Here is a 15365-nt window from a genome sequence, read left to right on the forward strand (position 1 = left end):
GTCGGCGCCGAAGTGACTCAAAGGCTTCTTTAATGCTATAATATTGTTGCCAAAAAGGCCATATAGCAAAGGAGAAAGATCATGAAACAATCGGTTCTGCCCACCAAAACGATCGTAGCTGACTTGCTGAAGCGTGAAACCACCGCTTTCTGCCAGACGCAGAAGCTTTTATGTGATTCCAGTTTTGTCAGCGGCACTCTGAATATCTCCCGGTCCTTAGCCTCGCAGTATCTGAACGAATTGGTGAAATCGGGCGACTGTATTAAAATCAACACCCGCCCCGTCTACTTTTTGCACCGCAATACGCTGGAAAACGCCTTTCAGATCAAACTGCAGGAGGATTCCTTTGACGACGTGAAGGAACTGACGCAGCGGGCGGAGAAAGACCTGTTGGAGCATAAAAGCTTTGCGGCCGCCATCGGTCACGAAGCCTCGCTCAGCTATTGCGTGGCTCAATGCCGCTCCGCCGTTCAGTATCCGCCATGCGGCCTCCCCATTGTGATCTGGGGGGAGCACGGGGTGGGCAAAAGCCTGTTTGCCAGCCTGCTGTACGGGTACGCAAGAGAAGAAAAATGTATTCCCGCAAAAGCGCAGCTGATCCACTATTATACCGACAAGAATCAGGAAAACACAAAGGAAGACGTCAAGAAGATTTTCGGCTACACAACCCAGGGTATGGACGGCGATAAACGTCATGCCGGCCTTTTGGATACAGCGGCCGGCGGCGTATTGGTGATTCACGACGCCGAAGACCTTTCGGTCGAGTGCTGCGTGAAATTGGTGAAATACATCAAAAATGACCCCGTCATCAAAAAGGAAGCAGGCGGCTACACCAAACTGGTATTTCTCACCTGCGAGGATCCGGCCAAAGTCATGGATTCCACTCTGCTCCAGCAAATTCCCATCCTGTGCCGCCTGCCTTCCCTGGAAGAGCGTCCCGCGGAGGAAAAGGAGGACCTGGCAATTTATTATCTGCGCAGGGAAGCCGACCGGGTGGGACGAAATATCCTGATCTCCATTCAGGCGCTCAACGCCGTAATCCATTGCCGATACGAGAGCAATGTGGCCGAGATGATCCGCTGTATTAAAAACGGGTGCGCCAACGCTTTTTTACAGGCGGACCCGAAGCCCGATGTTCTGCGCCTGCTCTGCTATCATCTGCCGGAATATGTGATGGCGGAGGTGGAGCCGCCGGACGCGGATGCTGAAGGCGAGGCATTGGTTGATATTGCATCCTTTCAGAGAGTTCAGAACACCGACCGGATTTTAGGCTATTACAACAACGTTTTGCAGCTGTTTGAACAATACATGAGGCACGACCGCTCCCCAAAAGATTTTTTGCATGAGTGCCGGGAGAGCATCAACCTCTACTACGACTACATTCTGTTCGAAAAAAAATATGCCGCCAGCAGAGTGCGCGTCATTGAAGAAAAGATTACCGGAATACTGGAGGATGTGGGAGATAAATACGAGGTGCTGATCCCGGCGAATTGCAGTTTTGTGCTGGCCCGCGTTGCGCACAAACAGACACAGGCCAAATCGCCGCTGATCGGTTGGGAAACAAATCACCAGAAGCAGGTACAGGAGCTTCAGGAATTTTTGCGGCAAAATTACGAAACGGAGTCCCTTTTGGCTGACAGGATTGCCAAAAGGGTGCGGGCACTGCTGGACATGGCGATCGGCGGGATGAACCTGGTATTTCTTACGTTAAACATTGTGCTCTATAACAGCGACGTGATGAGCAACAGGAGCGTCGGGCTGATTTTGGCACACGGCTTTTCTACGGCTACGGCGATTGCCGACACCGCGAACCGCCTGATCGGCAGCTGCGTATTCGACGCGATCGATATGCCGCTTGACATCCTTCCGCAGCAGGTTACGAAAACTTTGCGTCAGTATATTTGCAAGAATTCCCTGAACCGGGACATTATCCTCCTGGTAGACATGGGTTCTTTGGAATATATCGGCGACAAGCTGCGTGAGATTTCCAATATCAACATCGGTATTATCAATAACGTGTCCACCGGCCTTGCGCTTCACGTTGGGACGATGATCCGTCAGGGACTGTCCAACGAGACCATTTTGCAGACGGCCTGCGAAAGGAACGTATGCCGGTACCGCTTTCTCCCAAGCAGCGCCAACAAGGACGTCATTCTGTTCACCAACGAAACGGGGGATTCCGCTACCGCCAGAGTCGTACAGCTGTTCCGCAATTCCCTGCCGAAGAACATCAACATCGGTTTTGTCACCTATGACTACGGCAGACTGTCCAAAAATCTGGATGACGACGAAGTATTCCGGCAGTACAACGTGCTGTTCGTGACGGGGACGCGGACGCTGCACCTCTCCAAAGCACCCTTTGTAGCACTGGAAAACATCATTGCTTTCAGCGATATTGAGCGCATCAACAGGATCCTGTCCCCCTATTTCTCAGCTGAGGAGCTGACCCTATTTAATGAAAGTCTTCTGAAGAATTTTACATTGGAAAATGTGATGAACCATTTGACCATCTTAAACGCAGACAAGCTGTTAAGCTATATCGAAGCGGCGCTGAAACAAATGGAGAATCTTCTGGGCCGGCAATTTCCCAACCCTTCCAAGGTGGTTTTGTACATTCATATCAGCTGCCTCGTGGAAAGTATCGTAACCAAATCACAAACGGAGAACACTGCCGAGCAGCAGCCCCAGGACAGAGAGATGAAAGCGTTTGTAAAACTTTTCAACGAATGCTTTGCGGACCTGTATAAGCATTACGACGTTCGTATCCCGCTGAATGAGATTTGCTACATTAAAAGCTATATTACCTGACGAGGAGGAAATTGAAATGATTATCATGTTCCGTATCGACTACCGTCTGCTTCATTATCAGACGGCATCTATGTGGCCGCTGAAGTTAAATGTAAACGAAATCGTGGTGGCCAACGACGAAGTAACAAGAGATGCAATGCGTATCAGCCTCATGAAAATGTCGGCGCCTTACGGATGTAAATTAAAAATTATCGCCATCGATGAGGCCATCACCTATCTGAAGAGTCCCGAAAGCCAAAAGTCCCGCATTTTCCTGCTGGTTGAGACGTCGGCTGATGCTCTTCGCATCGTGGAAGAAGTTCCCGGCGTTGAGAAATTGAACGCCGGACTGATGAAGACGGGCGAAGGCCGTAAAATGGTAAGTCCCTCGCTGGCTTTTGCGCCGCAGGATTACGATAATTTTTCTAAAATTTTGGAAAAGGGGGTGAAAGTGGAATCTTTTGTAACGCCGGACGACCGGCGTGTCCCGATTGAAAAATATTTGAAAAAATAAGAGGAGGAGTAGAGATGAATAATATGACGATCGCATTATTATTGGGATTGGTTTGTTTTCTTGGATATTGCGACGGCAAATTTCTGGGCGTATCCATGCTCGATCGCCCCATCGTCATGGGGGCGCTGACCGGCCTGATGATGGGGAACTTTATCCAGGGCGTCATCATCGGCGGCACCATGGAGCTTGCGTGGATGGGTCTTTTGTACTACGCGGGCATGGTTCCTGCCGACGTGACAGTCGGGTCCATTGTGGGTACTTATTTCGCCCTTGCAACCGGCACCGGCTTCGAGGTGGCGATCACCATCGCGTTGCCGGCGGGCATTCTGGGCGCTTATGTGGGTACCGCGTTCAATACGATCGGCAGCTCCGTCATGCATGTTTGCGACAAGTGGGCGGCCAACGGTGAGATCGACCGGATCAACCGGTTTCATATCATCTACGGGATACTCAAGTGTACCTTCATGGGACTCGTGGTATTCTTCACCATTTTGCTCGGCAGCGACGCGATCCAGGCCTTGATTAAAGCCATACCCGAAAACGTACTGAACGGTATGAATATCGCGTCCAATATGCTGCCGGCCGTAGGCTTCGGCATGCTGATCAACATCATGTGGGATAAACGCTATATTCCGCTGTACTTTGTCGGTTTTGTGCTGGCCGCGTACTTAAAGCTCAACATTATGGCGATCACCATACTCATCCTGTGCATTGCCCTGTTCCGTATGTTTACTAAAAAGGAGGAAGTCACCAATGCCTGAGAATCAAACCGCTGAGCTGCAGGAAAACAATCTTAATAAAAAAGTAACCCATAAAGATTTGATCCGTGTGTTCTGGCGCAGCTTTCTGATTGAGTGCTCCTACAACAGCGAAAGGATGCATAATCTGGGGTACATATTTTCTCTGACGCCCATTCTGAAACGCATCTACAAAGACGACCGCGAGGGGATGGCGGGAGCGCTGCAGCGCCATGTGGAGTTCTACAACGCCACGCCGCAGATCGAACCCACCATCATCGGCATCGTCGGCGCGCTGGAGGAGCAGAACGCCCAGTCCGGCAACCAGATGGGCGATATGGTTTCCGCCATAAAAACCAGCCTGATGGGACCGATGTCGGTGATCGGCGACACTCTTTTTTTCACCAGCGGATTCCGCGTCTTATCTGTGAGCGTAGGCGCCGCCATGTGTGCGGCTGGAAATCCGCTCGGTCTTCTGCTGTACTTTTTGATTTTCAATGTCCCCCACTATCTGGCAAGCTATTGGGGTGTGACGCAGGGTTATAAATTAGGCAGCAATTTCATTGAGACAATAGTGGAGTCCGGATGGATGGAAAAAGTAAGGGAAGTCGCTTTCATGGTGGGCCTTACGGTCATTGGTGCGCTCACCTCCTCGTACGTGTCTCTCTCTACTCCTATCAGCTTCACATATGGGCAATCGACGATCGCTCTTCAGGACATTCTGGACCAGATCGTACTGAAAGGGCTTCCGCTGGCCGCAACTCTTCTTTGCTCCTGGCTGATGCGAAAGAAGAACGTGAAGGCACAGGTTCTGATCATTATTGTGATGGTGGTTGGTATTTTGGGCGGCATCGTGGGAATTTTTTCCTAAACCGCACAAAGCTTCCGACACAAAAGCAAATGGAAAAAACCAAACGTTGGTTATTACCGATGAAGCAGAAATCGATCGGCCGCTTTTCATGAAAAAATCATCGATGAAAATCCCCCTGCTGCGAATGCTGTAGACTCTAAACTGCAGGGGGTAATCTTTAACAAGCATCCGTCTTACGATATCAATTACAAAGGGAGTCCCGGTATGAAGAAAATATTAATAGCCACACACGGAAAATTAGCGGAAGGCATTAAGCATACGGCTGAGATGATCTTTGGGCCTCAACCCTGTTTGGAGGCCATCAGCTGCTATGTGAACAACACCGACCTTCTTTCAGAAAGCAAACAGTTTTTCCAGAAAATATCGGATGAGGATAAGGTCATTGTGGCTACAGACTTATTTTCAGGCAGCGTGAATCAGGAATTGAGTAAATATATTTCTCAGAAAAACGTATTTGTAATCACAGGCTTCAATCTACCTATGATTTTAGAATTGCTTATGCTTGATGAATCCATGATCAATGAAGAGTCGATCGAAAACATCCTGAATTTTTCAAAAGAACAAATGATATTTGTTAACAAAATATTGAAGGAAGAATAGGCAGGCCGCACCATACTTGCGCGCATAAATCATTTTCCCGAATCAAAAAACAGCCTCTAAGAAAACAGTGTTTTACTGTCTGCTTAGAGGCTGTTCGGGGATTAAGATTTTATGGGTGCTTTCAGTCACTTTTCCCGCCCGAACCGCGGCGCGGGAAAGGCGCCGCCTATTTCCCGCACGGATAAGCCTTATGGATGATCTCAACGATCCTGCGGGTAAATTCGGCGAACATGCGGTCGCCTTTTTCCTTTGTGGCCAGCGTCGGATCGCCGTACACGCCGCTTTTGCTGATTTCCCCGATCGACGAGTCGTCCATGCCGTAGAAATCCGGGCGCGGGGGATATTCCCTGCAGGCCAGCTGCATGTCGACCTTCGATTCATCCGCGGAAAGCATCAGAGAGGTTTCAAATTCGCAGGCGTGGAACATTCCCCCCCATGTGGGGGATTCCATATACTTTTCATAGACCTCGCTCAGCCCGGGATAGAACATTCCAAGGACTTTCACGGAGGTATCGTCGGATACCTCCCGGATTGCGTATTTCATCGAGGAACCGTTTGCCTCGTGGCCATTCAGAAAGATCAGGAGCTGAATCCCATAGCGTTCCATGCTTTTTACGATATCGGTCAGAACGATCTGAAAATGCTCCCGCTGCAGAGATACCGTGCCGGGAATATCGCGCCAGCCCCAGGAATATCCGAAATTCAGCGAAGGGAATACCAGCGCGCCGGTTTCCTCCGAAACAAGGCCGGCCAGCTTCTCCGCCAAAAAAACGTCGGTGCCCAAAGGAAGGTGCGGTCCGTGCTGCTCGGTGGAACCGATCGGCACGATGGCAACCGGATACTGCCGGATACGCTCCGCAACCTGCAGCCGTGTCATGTCCTGTACGCGATACATCATTCCTTCGCCTGCTTTCCCAACGCCCCGACAAACGCTCTGGCATTCTCCGCGATAGCGGGCAGATCCGCGTCGGTGGCCCTGCGCGGCACCAGCCCGCCGCCAATGGCGGCTCCGTGGAAGCCGTGCTTCAGAAAGTCGGTGAAATTGTCCCTGGTAACCCCGCCGACCGCGACAAACTCAGCCTGCGGAAACGGACCTTTCAGGTTGGAAACATAATTCATCGGAAGGGAATCCGCGGGAAACAGCTTCAGGAGAGTGATGCCCCTGTTCAGCGCCTTCTGGACTTCCCCCGGCGTAAACACGCCGGGCAGAATCTCCATTCCCTTTTCCTGAGCGTATCCGACCAGCTCGTCGTCATAGCCGGGGGTCAGGATAAAATCGGCGCCCAACTCAGACACCCGGTCCACCTCGCTCCTGCGGACAACGGTCCCGACCCCCAGACGGAGCCGGTCCTTTGAAAAGGCCCGCTGCAAAGCCTCAATGCAGGCATATCCCCTTTCGGGGTTGCTGAGGGAGACCTCCACCGTATCGATGCCTTCCCTGAGCAGTACCTGCGCAATGCCGGTCACGTACCGCGCGTCCACATCCCGGATAATCGCGACGATTTTACTCTCCGTCAGCATTCCGGGCCCTCGAACACCGCGAGCCAGCGCTGCGGATTTTTAATAAAGATTTTCTCGATCTCGTCCTGCGTTACCCCTTCGTCCAGAAGGCGCGGAACAAACTTCGTCTTGATATAGCGGAAGCCGGGTCCGCCGCCGTAGGCTTCCAGATAGGAGGCCCTTCCCATGTCGCCGGAAATCAGAAGCTGGTCGATATGACCGTGGGCGATCAGGGATTTGATCAGGGCGACGCGGACGCTGTCCGGATAATATTTTACTTTTCCGGGGCCGTCGAACTGGATATAGATGCCGCGGTCGGCAAGTTTCAAAAGATAATACTCGTCCGGATTTCTGTCAAGGTGCCCCAGCGCCGTGGTGGTCAGATCGACCCCGTTGCTTTCCAGAAGATCGAGCACTTCCATGCCCATCGTTCCGGCCTCGGTGTGCCCCCAGATCGGCGCTCCGCATTTCTGCTGGGCGATCGCCGTGGCGGTGATGGTCTTCTTCTCCAGCGGATGGATCAGGTTGTAGTAGGTTCCGATTTTCATAAAACCGGCCCTTGAGCTGCCCCCGTCCCCGCCGACCAGAACGTCGTTGCTGAGGAGGTCCGCGATTTCTTCCACGGATTTTTCCGCAACCCAGTCCGGATAATAGATGTGCTTATTGAAGCCCGAGGTGGCAATCACGTTTACCCCGGTCTCTTCGGACATTTTCCGAAGCACGTTGAGATCCCTGCCGTAATCCAGAGTGGAGGCTTCCACCAGCGTACAGCCGCCCACTTCCTTAAAATTCAGCAGTTCGGCAGTACTCTTTTCATAGCTGCTGAGTTCCAGATCCCTGTCCTTCTGGCACGGAGGCGGAACCGCGTGAAGATGCTCATGCGTATATGTAAAGCCCATCTCCTCCGCTTTGATATCGCCAAGAACCGTTCTTGCATATTTCATTTTGAATACCGACCTTTCCGGCTCACAGACATAGGAATGCACAGCTTAACGTGAGCCCGGTTAAGATGTACATAAAACGGAATGAGAAATCAATGCGCGATGCCGAACAGCATGCCCAGCAGCTTCATGACTACGGAAACAATGATCGCGTCGGAGGATGCGAACCACAGTCCCTTTACGCCATAGCGCGCCACATCGATCAGCGGGTAAGCCACCGCGACCAGCATGGTGAACACAAAGCCGAGGAACAGGCCCGACACGACGGCGCCGCGTTTGCCGCCCAGCTTGTCGCCGAACACACCGGCCGCCGCGCCCATAAAGTACAGCCCGATGACACCGGGTAAAACCACGACGGACATCTGCGAGGTAATGGTCGTTGCGAGCAGTCCGCCCACCATGGCGGCGATAAATCCGACAGTCGTGGCAACCGGGCCGCTGGCATAGAAAATCGGGATATCCAGCGCGGGCCGCGCGCCGGGAACCAGCTTCTCACTGATGCCCTTGAACGCGGGGATGATTTCGCCGAGGAACATGCGCACGCCCTGTAAAAGGACGAGGACGCCGGCAACGAAGGTCAGACCCTGCAGGAGCGCGTAGAGAATGTAGTTTGACCCTCCGCTCAGCTCATTGACCACCGCGGGTCCGGCAACAATCGCCGTGACAACATAGACGACGGCCATGACGATCGCCATCAGGACGGACATATCCTTCAAAAAGCTGAGCTTCTCCGGAACATTGACCGATTCCCAGGTGTCCTTTTCAGGATCCCTGTCCTTCTTCGCCGTCAGCCCGCCGACCCAGCCGCTCAGGCAGACAAGGGAACTGCCCCAGAAGCCGAAGGCCACGTCGTCCGTTTTCAGGATCTTACGGACAAAAGGCTGGGCAATGGCCGGGAACAGCACCATGGAAACGCCCTCCACCACGGAGCCTATCGCGACGGCGGCCCAGCCGCGTACGCCGAGCTGGTCGAGCACAATAGCCATGGTTCCCGCAAAGGAAAACATCATATGCCCTGTCAGGAAGATGTATTTGAATGGTGTGATTCTCGCGAGAATCAGGTTAATGACAAAGGAGAACAGCATAATCAGCGGCGTTTCAAAGCCGAGAACCGTCTGCACCGCCGCCACGAGGGAATTATCCTCCGGGACGATTCCGGCAAGGCCGAACGCCTGGGTGAACATCGTGCTGAACGGAGCCAGAGCCCCGCAGATGATGGTGGAGCCGGCGCTCAGAACCATAAAGCCCAGGATGGTTTTCACGGTTCCGGTAACGACGGTCGCGGTCTTGTTTTTCATCGCAATCAGGCCGACGCATGCCACAAGGCCCAGTACGATAGCCGGTTCGCTAAGAAGTTTGACTAAAAAAGATACCATGGTGGTCCCTCCCTTTCGCTCGTTATTTCGTTAATAACGGCATGATTTTTTCCTCAATTTCACTTTTGCTCAAAAGATTGTCAATGGAAACAACCGGGACATTCTCCCCTTGAATCTGCTTTGCGATTTCCGAGGATGCCGCAATGAAATCGCATCTTTTTCCTTTGTATGAGCCCAGGTCAACTGCTTCGCCGCTGATTTCCATGCCGTGCTTTTTTCCAATTTCCTTGATCGACATCAGCAGCATCAGGCTGGTTCCGAAACCCATACCGCATACTGTAACAACGTGTATCGTGCTCACCTCCTTTGAGGGGTTTTCCCTCTTCTGATCATCCGCCGTCCCCTTTTACCGGACGCTCTGAATGAGCTTTTCCAGTTCTTCGTAATTCTTTAAGGAAAGCAGCTGTTCTATGTTCTTCTCGTCGCCCAACAGCCCGCTCAGGGCCTCCAGGACTTCAAGATGTCCATTATGTTGGACCCCGCCCAGCGCAAACACCAGTTTTACGGGGTCGTTTCCCGGATGATGGAATGCAACCGGATTTTTCAGCCTGACGAAAGAGATGCAGGGTTCCAGAACATCCCCCGAGGGTCTGGCGTGCGGAAGGGCGATCCCGGGCGTCATAACCATGTACGGCCCGATCGTTTCATACGCCTCCACCATTTTCGCAACGTATTCCTCTTTCACTTTTCCCGCCTTCACCAAAAGGGATCCGCTATAACGAATCACTTCCTGCGGTGAATGCAGGCCGTCCACATCCAGCGCGACCAGTTCTTTCGTAAGAATTTCCGACAACATTCCATTAGCCTCCGTTAAATTTTTAAATTCTCCAGGAATTCATTGTAATTGGTACTTGATATTAGATTTGCGGCCCTGCGCGGGTCAGAAACAATGGCAAACAGCTGGGACAGCAGCTTTTTGATCTGCGCGTCCCCCTCATGGAAACAGCCGAAAATCAAAAGGCTGATTTTTGCTTTGCCCCACATGACCGGCGTGCGAAGGATATAAAAGGAGATAAAGCTCGGCCCCTGAATGATGCAGTGCGGCATGGCGATATTTTCCGCGATCTCCGTTGACACCAGCGCTTCGCGGTCAAAAACCGCCTGCTTTTCTTCGGCGGTGAGCAGCCCTCGCCGCACAAAATCGTCGGTCAGCATTTCGAGCAGCTCCATCTTTTTACAGGGTTTTTCAATAATGGAAAACCGTTCGGGGGAACAGATGTCCTGAATGGTTTCCGTCTGGGAAAGCTTTGCAAGCATATCGGCCAGCGCCTTTTTGTCATCCTCCTTCAAAAACGGGGACAGCAGCAGGACGGGCTTGCCGTTCAGGGACGTTTGCTTCATGGGGACCGTGGTGATATAAAGATCGACGTCGGAGCGGGTTCGCTTCGCGTCGTTGATCGCGCACACATCGACGACCTTGATTTCCTCGTACTGGGTGGAAATCCGGCTGTTCAGAAGCGCGGCCGTACCAAACGCCGTGTTACAGAGGATGATCACACGGTACTTGTCGCGCTTTTCATTCCGCTCGATGGACGACGCGAAGTACAGCGAAATATAGCCCAGCTCGTTGTTGGAAATCCGTATTCCCGTCTGTTTCCAGATACACTCGGACAGCTCGATGGAATAGTAATACGCGCTGGGATAGTTCTTTCTCGCTTCCGCAAGAAACGAATTGTCCGTTTCCAGATCGAGCAGATATTTGCCGAAGCAGGACGAGATATGATCCACAAGCCCGCTGAAAAGGTTCGCGTCCCTCGTAAGATCAACCCCGTACTTTTCCTCAATGTTCTTCAGAGAATTTTGCACGAGCATACGGAAAAACGGCGCGGAGGACGGATTGTTTTCCTTTCCGGGGCTGCGGGTAAAAAAGGACTGCTCCCAGATCAGAGTAAGATAGGTGATTTCCTCTTTTGCCGGATGGGCCGATTCAAAATTGGGGATAAAAAGGGACAATAAGCTGGAAAGAAACCCGCGGTTCTCAGAAAACTGCGAAGACAGGGCGGCCTTTACCAGAGGAGCCGCCTGTCTGTCAAAGCGGATCCCATGGCCGCCTCTGACCCGGTAAACCGTCACAAACAGATATTTCAGAAACTGTTCGTAGCTCTGTGCGGTACAGCGAAGGCTGTTTTGTTCCACAAAGCCGTCAACGCTCTGTCTGGCACCGGAAATCTGCTCTTCGGAAAGCTGCATATTCAACGCCGTTTCCTCAAGCCCGGCGCCGGAAAAGAACACACGGCACATGCAGTTGCGCACGGCTGTTTCCTTTCCCTGCACGGTCAGGCCCGCGTGGGCCCTGCTTCCCAGCCGGACGCCGTAGCTTTTGAACAGCTTTGCGACGGAAGCGGTCATGCGGGACATGCTCGAGCGGCTGTAATGGAACTCTTCCGCCAGATCATCCAGTCTGATATTGTCATAAGTAAGGATGAGTGCGGCAACCTTCATCAGAATCTTCTCCGAGGGCGGCAGAGGGAGACTGTCGCCGCCCCCGCCGAGAAACCGCCCGAACTTTTCCCGGTCCGTAACCGCAAGCGTATATCCGCGCCCTTTGTGCGCACGGATCTCAAAGCCGTTTTCGGCACTGACCCGCTGCGCTTCCTGAACGTACCGGAGCGCCGAACGGCTGCTTACGTTCAGAAGGTCGCTCAGCTGCACGGACGTTGTATATTCTGTTTTCGCATTGGCCAAACATTTGACAACCGACATCACTTTTGCACACATTTGGCTGCCCCCGCTTCTCATTTTGCTTACTCCTTTGTAATCATTATATTTTTTTTGATCCGGAAAGTCGACATCAACAAATGACGGCTTGTAAGTGACATTTTCCATCTGTTTTAAGATGGGGAAATGGCGTCTGGCAGCCGAAGAATGATTGTGTTGACAGTCTTTTCGGAATGGGGCTATAATTTTTTTATCGATCATCAGGCGTACTTTATAAACACTGTTATTCTGGAAATGAGGAAGAAACATGAAGAAATTAAAATGGACGGTACGGGACGAATACGGGCTGCACGCAAGGCCGGTCGGCCTTCTGGTGAAAATCGCGGGCAAATTCCCCTGTAAAATCACCATCGCAAAAGACGGAAAAAGCGCGGACGGAAAGAAGCTGTTCGCCGTAATGGGCCTGGCCGTCACAAAGGGACAGACCATCGAATTCTCTTTCGACGGGGAAAACGAGGAACAAGCCTGTCAGGAAATCAAAGCCTTCTGTGAAGGGAACCTGTAACCGGCAGCATCCGATGGGCAAACCGCGGAATCCGGCAAAAAATCGGATATTTCTATTTTACAGCAGGCACGGGTATTGGTATTTCCTCAGATGATTTGCATACACGCCCAGCTTTATATTCCCCTAAACGGAAAGGAATAGCCCTCTCGGCTGAAAACGCAGAGAGGGCTTAAAAGTCTGTCCGGACCCCGTATTTTACGGATGGTTCCCGGTAAAGGAAAGCTTTCACACACCCTGGAATTTTCACATATATTGTGAAAAAGAAGGTGACGTTTTATGTTTATTCATGTGGTCGTGCCGGGCGAAACGCTTTGGCAGATTGCAAACCGATACGGTGTTTCCGCGGCGGAAACAGCGGCGGTGAACGGGCTTCAAAATCCCAATCGGCTTGTTATCGGTCAAGCCCTGGTGATTCCCGGTGAGGATTTTTATACCGTACAGCCCGGAGACACCCTGTGGAGGATCGCTCAGACATACGGGACCACCGTACGGGAGATCGTACAGGCAAACCAGATCACGGACCCGGACAGTATCCGCCCGGGGATGCTCCTGTATGTCCCCGCCCCCCGGCACCGGGTACAGCCCGGGGAAACCCTGGAGGGGATCGCGCAGAGGTACGGCGTATCGCTGCAGTCCCTCATTACAGTCAACCGGATTACCGATCCGGACGTGATCCTTCCCGGGACCGTACTGGTCATTCCGCGCAGGGCAAGGCTCCCTCTCAATGTAAACGGGTATCTTTACATGCTGGGGGAGGACGCCGTTCCGATCGTCAGGGAGGACGGCGGATTTCTGACCTATCTGAGTCCGTTTGCTTATCTGATCAGGGAGGACGGGACGCTGCAGCCGATCGACGACGAACCCGCCGTACAGGCCGCTCTGTCGGAAAGAGTGGTCCCCATGATGTCCATCACCAATTTTACTTCGACGTCCCAGGGAGCGAATCTTGCGTCCGTCGTGCTGAACAGCCCGCAGCTCGTGGAACGTCTGCTGACTGAAATCATTACCCTGATGAAAGAAAAAGGATACCGGGGATTAAACATCGATCTGGAGAACGTACTTCCGGCCGACCGCGAAGCTTACAATCGCTTTCTCCAGCGCGCGGTGGACCGCCTGCATGCGCAGGGCTTCTTTGTATCCACGGCCCTCGCGCCGAAAACTTCCGAGGGGCAGGCCGGTCTGCTCTATGAAGCGCACGATTACGCGGCGCACGGCAGGATCGTCGATTTCGTGATCCTGATGACTTACGAATGGGGCTATCGGAAAGGGCCGCCTCAGCCGATTTCCCCACTGAATCAGATCGAGCGGGTCCTTGACTATGCCGTCACAGTCATTCCGAGGGAGAAAATCTACTTCGGTTTCCAGATTTACGCCAGAGACTGGTTACTGCCCCATACCGAGGGGCGGGAAGCGGAAACGTTCAGCTCCCAGGAGGCCATTGCGAGGGCCGTCAGGTACGGCGCGGAGATTCAGTACGATTCGGTCGCCCAGGCTCCTTTCTTCCGGTATTGGGACGAACAGGGAAGGGAGCACGAAGTGTGGTTTGAGGACGCGCGCAGCGCTCAGGCAAAATTCGATATGGTGAAAAGCTATAACCTGCCGGGGATCAGCTACTGGGCCCTGGGCTATCCGTTCCCGCAGAACTGGACCCTGCTTGAGGATAATTTTACGGTCAGAAAATGGAATTTCTCCTCATGATCCCTCCCGCAACGCTTTCCACAAAAGCGGATTCCGTTCCGAAGCATCGGCCGCACTTCCGCGGAATTCCACAGCCCCCTCAGATGCAAAGCCCGAAGAAACGCTGAAAAGCGTTTTCGGGCTTTTTTTAAGAGGTCCTCAAAATGATACTTTTTTTCATCTCGTTCCACCGAATAACGGCGATATCACTTTGGCTGTCCGACAGGCGGCGGTAAAGCTTTTCCACGATTCCGGCGTCAACCGACAAATCGAATTTCCGCGCAAAAAAGCATCCTGAAGTCACCAGTTCCTCATAATCCTGTTCCCGAAACACATAGGGGCTTCCCCTTTTCCAGTCAACGTACCTCAGGCTGGACAGATAACTTCCGAACCCCTTGTAAAACAGCCGGTCCCGAAACGGCGAGTTCGCAACCAGCAATTGCAGGAAAACCTCATCGCAGCAGAGCGTCCAGCGGTACATTTTCCGGATTTCCTCTTCCTTTGCGAGGACATATTCTGCAAGATCATCCGTGATATCGAACCAGTTGGTCCCTTTCTGGAACACGGAAACGCCGTATTTTTTACAGTAACGCTTTGCCCGGCCGATCCGCAGCAGATGCTGCAGGCGGATGGAGGCATGCTCAATCCGGGAAAGCACCGAACTGTCCCGGCCGATCTTATCCTGGAAAAAGTGGTATACGTTGAACCTGTCGAATTCGTCGGCACTGATTTCAGGGCGGGAAAATCCGACGATTTCCTTTCCGTCAATCCGCTCGAAAAAAGTGTGGAATTCATTTTGGGAAACCAGCGGAACATCCGCTCCGGAAATCAGGTGGTAATAGGAATATCCTTTTTTGACGGCATTTTTCAGCAAAAGGAGCTCGCAGCGAATCTGACTGTATCCGCCCCAGACGACAGGGATGCGCTCAGTCAGAAAAAGCCCGGCGTTACGGGTAAGCGACCGGAAATCCTCCGGACGAAGTTCGGCCGATTTCCGGTCGATGTGGAGATAGATGTCGTTTCGTTCATCATCCAAATAAGCGATCAGCTGTTTCAGCAACTCCGGCTGACCGTGCGCCATAATCAGAAATGCGTGCTTTTTCATGGAAACACCTCCCCATGTCTCGAAAAGCAAAATA

Annotated in this window: 15 protein-coding genes; 7 read left to right on the forward strand and 8 right to left on the reverse strand. The window is 52.4% G+C overall.

The annotated features are described in order from the left end of the window. Positions 1-81 precede the first annotated feature (81 nt). The 5 genes from ACQGQ5_RS10100 to ACQGQ5_RS10120 all read left to right on the forward strand — a co-directional run bounded on the left by ACQGQ5_RS10100 (position 82) and on the right by ACQGQ5_RS10120 (position 5509). A complete protein-coding gene (locus tag ACQGQ5_RS10100; RefSeq protein WP_455736377.1) occupies positions 82-2808 on the forward strand; it encodes a sigma 54-interacting transcriptional regulator in 2727 nt (908 codons plus the stop codon). 16 nt (positions 2809-2824) lie between these two features. Beyond that, positions 2825-3301 carry a PTS system mannose/fructose/N-acetylgalactosamine-transporter subunit IIB gene (locus ACQGQ5_RS10105; protein ID WP_455736378.1) on the forward strand — a complete coding sequence of 159 codons (477 nt, stop codon included), beginning with the start codon at positions 2825-2827 and terminating at the stop codon, positions 3299-3301. Between the two features lie 14 nt (positions 3302-3315). Next, positions 3316-4062 (forward strand): PTS mannose/fructose/sorbose/N-acetylgalactosamine transporter subunit IIC, encoded by a 747-nt coding sequence (locus ACQGQ5_RS10110; RefSeq protein ID WP_455736379.1) that lies wholly within the window; start codon positions 3316-3318, stop codon positions 4060-4062. Beyond that, positions 4055-4909 (forward strand): PTS system mannose/fructose/sorbose family transporter subunit IID, encoded by an 855-nt coding sequence (locus tag ACQGQ5_RS10115; protein WP_455736380.1) that lies wholly within the window; start codon positions 4055-4057, stop codon positions 4907-4909. The genes ACQGQ5_RS10110 and ACQGQ5_RS10115 overlap by 8 nt, the downstream gene beginning before the upstream one ends. Positions 4910-5113: 204 nt before the next feature. Continuing rightward, complete coding sequence (locus tag ACQGQ5_RS10120) at positions 5114-5509, forward strand: PTS sugar transporter subunit IIA (protein WP_455736381.1); 396 nt, start codon at positions 5114-5116, stop codon at positions 5507-5509. A gap of 166 nt (positions 5510-5675) precedes the next feature. On the opposite strand, the gene ACQGQ5_RS10125 is transcribed toward ACQGQ5_RS10120, so the two are convergent. The 7 genes from ACQGQ5_RS10125 to ACQGQ5_RS10155 all read right to left on the reverse strand — a co-directional run bounded on the left by ACQGQ5_RS10125 (position 5676) and on the right by ACQGQ5_RS10155 (position 12044). Further along, positions 5676-6407, reverse strand: a complete 732-nt coding sequence (locus tag ACQGQ5_RS10125; protein WP_455736382.1) for a creatininase family protein — start codon at positions 6405-6407, stop codon at positions 5676-5678. Beyond that, complete coding sequence (locus tag ACQGQ5_RS10130; protein WP_455736383.1) at positions 6404-7030, reverse strand: bifunctional 4-hydroxy-2-oxoglutarate aldolase/2-dehydro-3-deoxy-phosphogluconate aldolase; 627 nt, start codon at positions 7028-7030, stop codon at positions 6404-6406. The genes ACQGQ5_RS10125 and ACQGQ5_RS10130 overlap by 4 nt, the downstream gene beginning before the upstream one ends. After that, complete coding sequence (locus tag ACQGQ5_RS10135; protein WP_455736384.1) at positions 7024-7953, reverse strand: phosphotriesterase family protein; 930 nt, start codon at positions 7951-7953, stop codon at positions 7024-7026. The genes ACQGQ5_RS10130 and ACQGQ5_RS10135 overlap by 7 nt, the downstream gene beginning before the upstream one ends. Positions 7954-8042: 89 nt before the next feature. Then, positions 8043-9326, reverse strand: coding sequence for a PTS ascorbate transporter subunit IIC (locus tag ACQGQ5_RS10140; protein WP_455736385.1), 1284 nt, complete (start codon positions 9324-9326; stop codon positions 8043-8045). Between the two features lie 22 nt (positions 9327-9348). Continuing rightward, positions 9349-9627, reverse strand: coding sequence for a PTS sugar transporter subunit IIB (locus ACQGQ5_RS10145; protein ID WP_455736386.1), 279 nt, complete (start codon positions 9625-9627; stop codon positions 9349-9351). A 45-nt stretch (positions 9628-9672) separates the two neighbouring features. Further along, a complete protein-coding gene (locus tag ACQGQ5_RS10150; protein ID WP_455736387.1) occupies positions 9673-10122 on the reverse strand; it encodes a PTS sugar transporter subunit IIA in 450 nt (149 codons plus the stop codon). A gap of 14 nt (positions 10123-10136) precedes the next feature. After that, entirely contained in the window at positions 10137-12044 is a 1908-nt protein-coding gene (locus ACQGQ5_RS10155) for a BglG family transcription antiterminator (protein WP_455736388.1), read from the reverse strand. Positions 12045-12291: 247 nt separating this feature from the next. On the opposite strand from ACQGQ5_RS10155, the gene ACQGQ5_RS10160 reads away from it, so the two are divergent. Together ACQGQ5_RS10160 and ACQGQ5_RS10165 are read left to right on the forward strand one after the other, a co-directional pair. Further along, positions 12292-12549 (forward strand): HPr family phosphocarrier protein, encoded by a 258-nt coding sequence (locus ACQGQ5_RS10160; RefSeq protein WP_455736389.1) that lies wholly within the window; start codon positions 12292-12294, stop codon positions 12547-12549. A gap of 276 nt (positions 12550-12825) precedes the next feature. Continuing rightward, positions 12826-14247 carry a LysM peptidoglycan-binding domain-containing protein gene (locus ACQGQ5_RS10165; RefSeq protein ID WP_455736390.1) on the forward strand — a complete coding sequence of 474 codons (1422 nt, stop codon included), beginning with the start codon at positions 12826-12828 and terminating at the stop codon, positions 14245-14247. A 127-nt stretch (positions 14248-14374) separates the two neighbouring features. Here the strand turns inward: ACQGQ5_RS10165 and ACQGQ5_RS10170 are convergent, their stop codons facing one another. Beyond that, positions 14375-15331 (reverse strand): beta-1,6-N-acetylglucosaminyltransferase, encoded by a 957-nt coding sequence (locus ACQGQ5_RS10170; RefSeq protein ID WP_455736391.1) that lies wholly within the window; start codon positions 15329-15331, stop codon positions 14375-14377. Positions 15332-15365 lie beyond the last annotated feature (34 nt).

The sequence above is a fragment of the Caproiciproducens sp. genome, assembly GCF_053840905.1.

Bases quoted from the DNA above. Each gene is read 5' to 3' on its own strand.
- ACQGQ5_RS10100 (WP_455736377.1), top strand. From the start codon at position 82: ATGAAACAATCGGTTCTGCCCACCAAAACGATCGTAGCTGACTTGCTG.
- ACQGQ5_RS10105 (WP_455736378.1), top strand. From the start codon at position 2,825: ATGATTATCATGTTCCGTATCGACTACCGTCTGCTTCATTATCAGACG.
- ACQGQ5_RS10110 (WP_455736379.1), top strand. From the start codon at position 3,316: ATGAATAATATGACGATCGCATTATTATTGGGATTGGTTTGTTTTCTT.
- ACQGQ5_RS10115 (WP_455736380.1), top strand. From the start codon at position 4,055: ATGCCTGAGAATCAAACCGCTGAGCTGCAGGAAAACAATCTTAATAAA.
- ACQGQ5_RS10120 (WP_455736381.1), top strand. From the start codon at position 5,114: ATGAAGAAAATATTAATAGCCACACACGGAAAATTAGCGGAAGGCATT.
- ACQGQ5_RS10125 (WP_455736382.1), bottom strand. From the start codon at position 6,407: ATGATGTATCGCGTACAGGACATGACACGGCTGCAGGTTGCGGAGCGT.
- ACQGQ5_RS10130 (WP_455736383.1), bottom strand. From the start codon at position 7,030: ATGCTGACGGAGAGTAAAATCGTCGCGATTATCCGGGATGTGGACGCG.
- ACQGQ5_RS10135 (WP_455736384.1), bottom strand. From the start codon at position 7,953: ATGAAATATGCAAGAACGGTTCTTGGCGATATCAAAGCGGAGGAGATG.
- ACQGQ5_RS10140 (WP_455736385.1), bottom strand. From the start codon at position 9,326: ATGGTATCTTTTTTAGTCAAACTTCTTAGCGAACCGGCTATCGTACTG.
- ACQGQ5_RS10150 (WP_455736387.1), bottom strand. From the start codon at position 10,122: ATGTTGTCGGAAATTCTTACGAAAGAACTGGTCGCGCTGGATGTGGAC.
- ACQGQ5_RS10155 (WP_455736388.1), bottom strand. From the start codon at position 12,044: ATGTGTGCAAAAGTGATGTCGGTTGTCAAATGTTTGGCCAATGCGAAA.
- ACQGQ5_RS10160 (WP_455736389.1), top strand. From the start codon at position 12,292: ATGAAGAAATTAAAATGGACGGTACGGGACGAATACGGGCTGCACGCA.
- ACQGQ5_RS10165 (WP_455736390.1), top strand. From the start codon at position 12,826: ATGTTTATTCATGTGGTCGTGCCGGGCGAAACGCTTTGGCAGATTGCA.
- ACQGQ5_RS10170 (WP_455736391.1), bottom strand. From the start codon at position 15,331: ATGAAAAAGCACGCATTTCTGATTATGGCGCACGGTCAGCCGGAGTTG.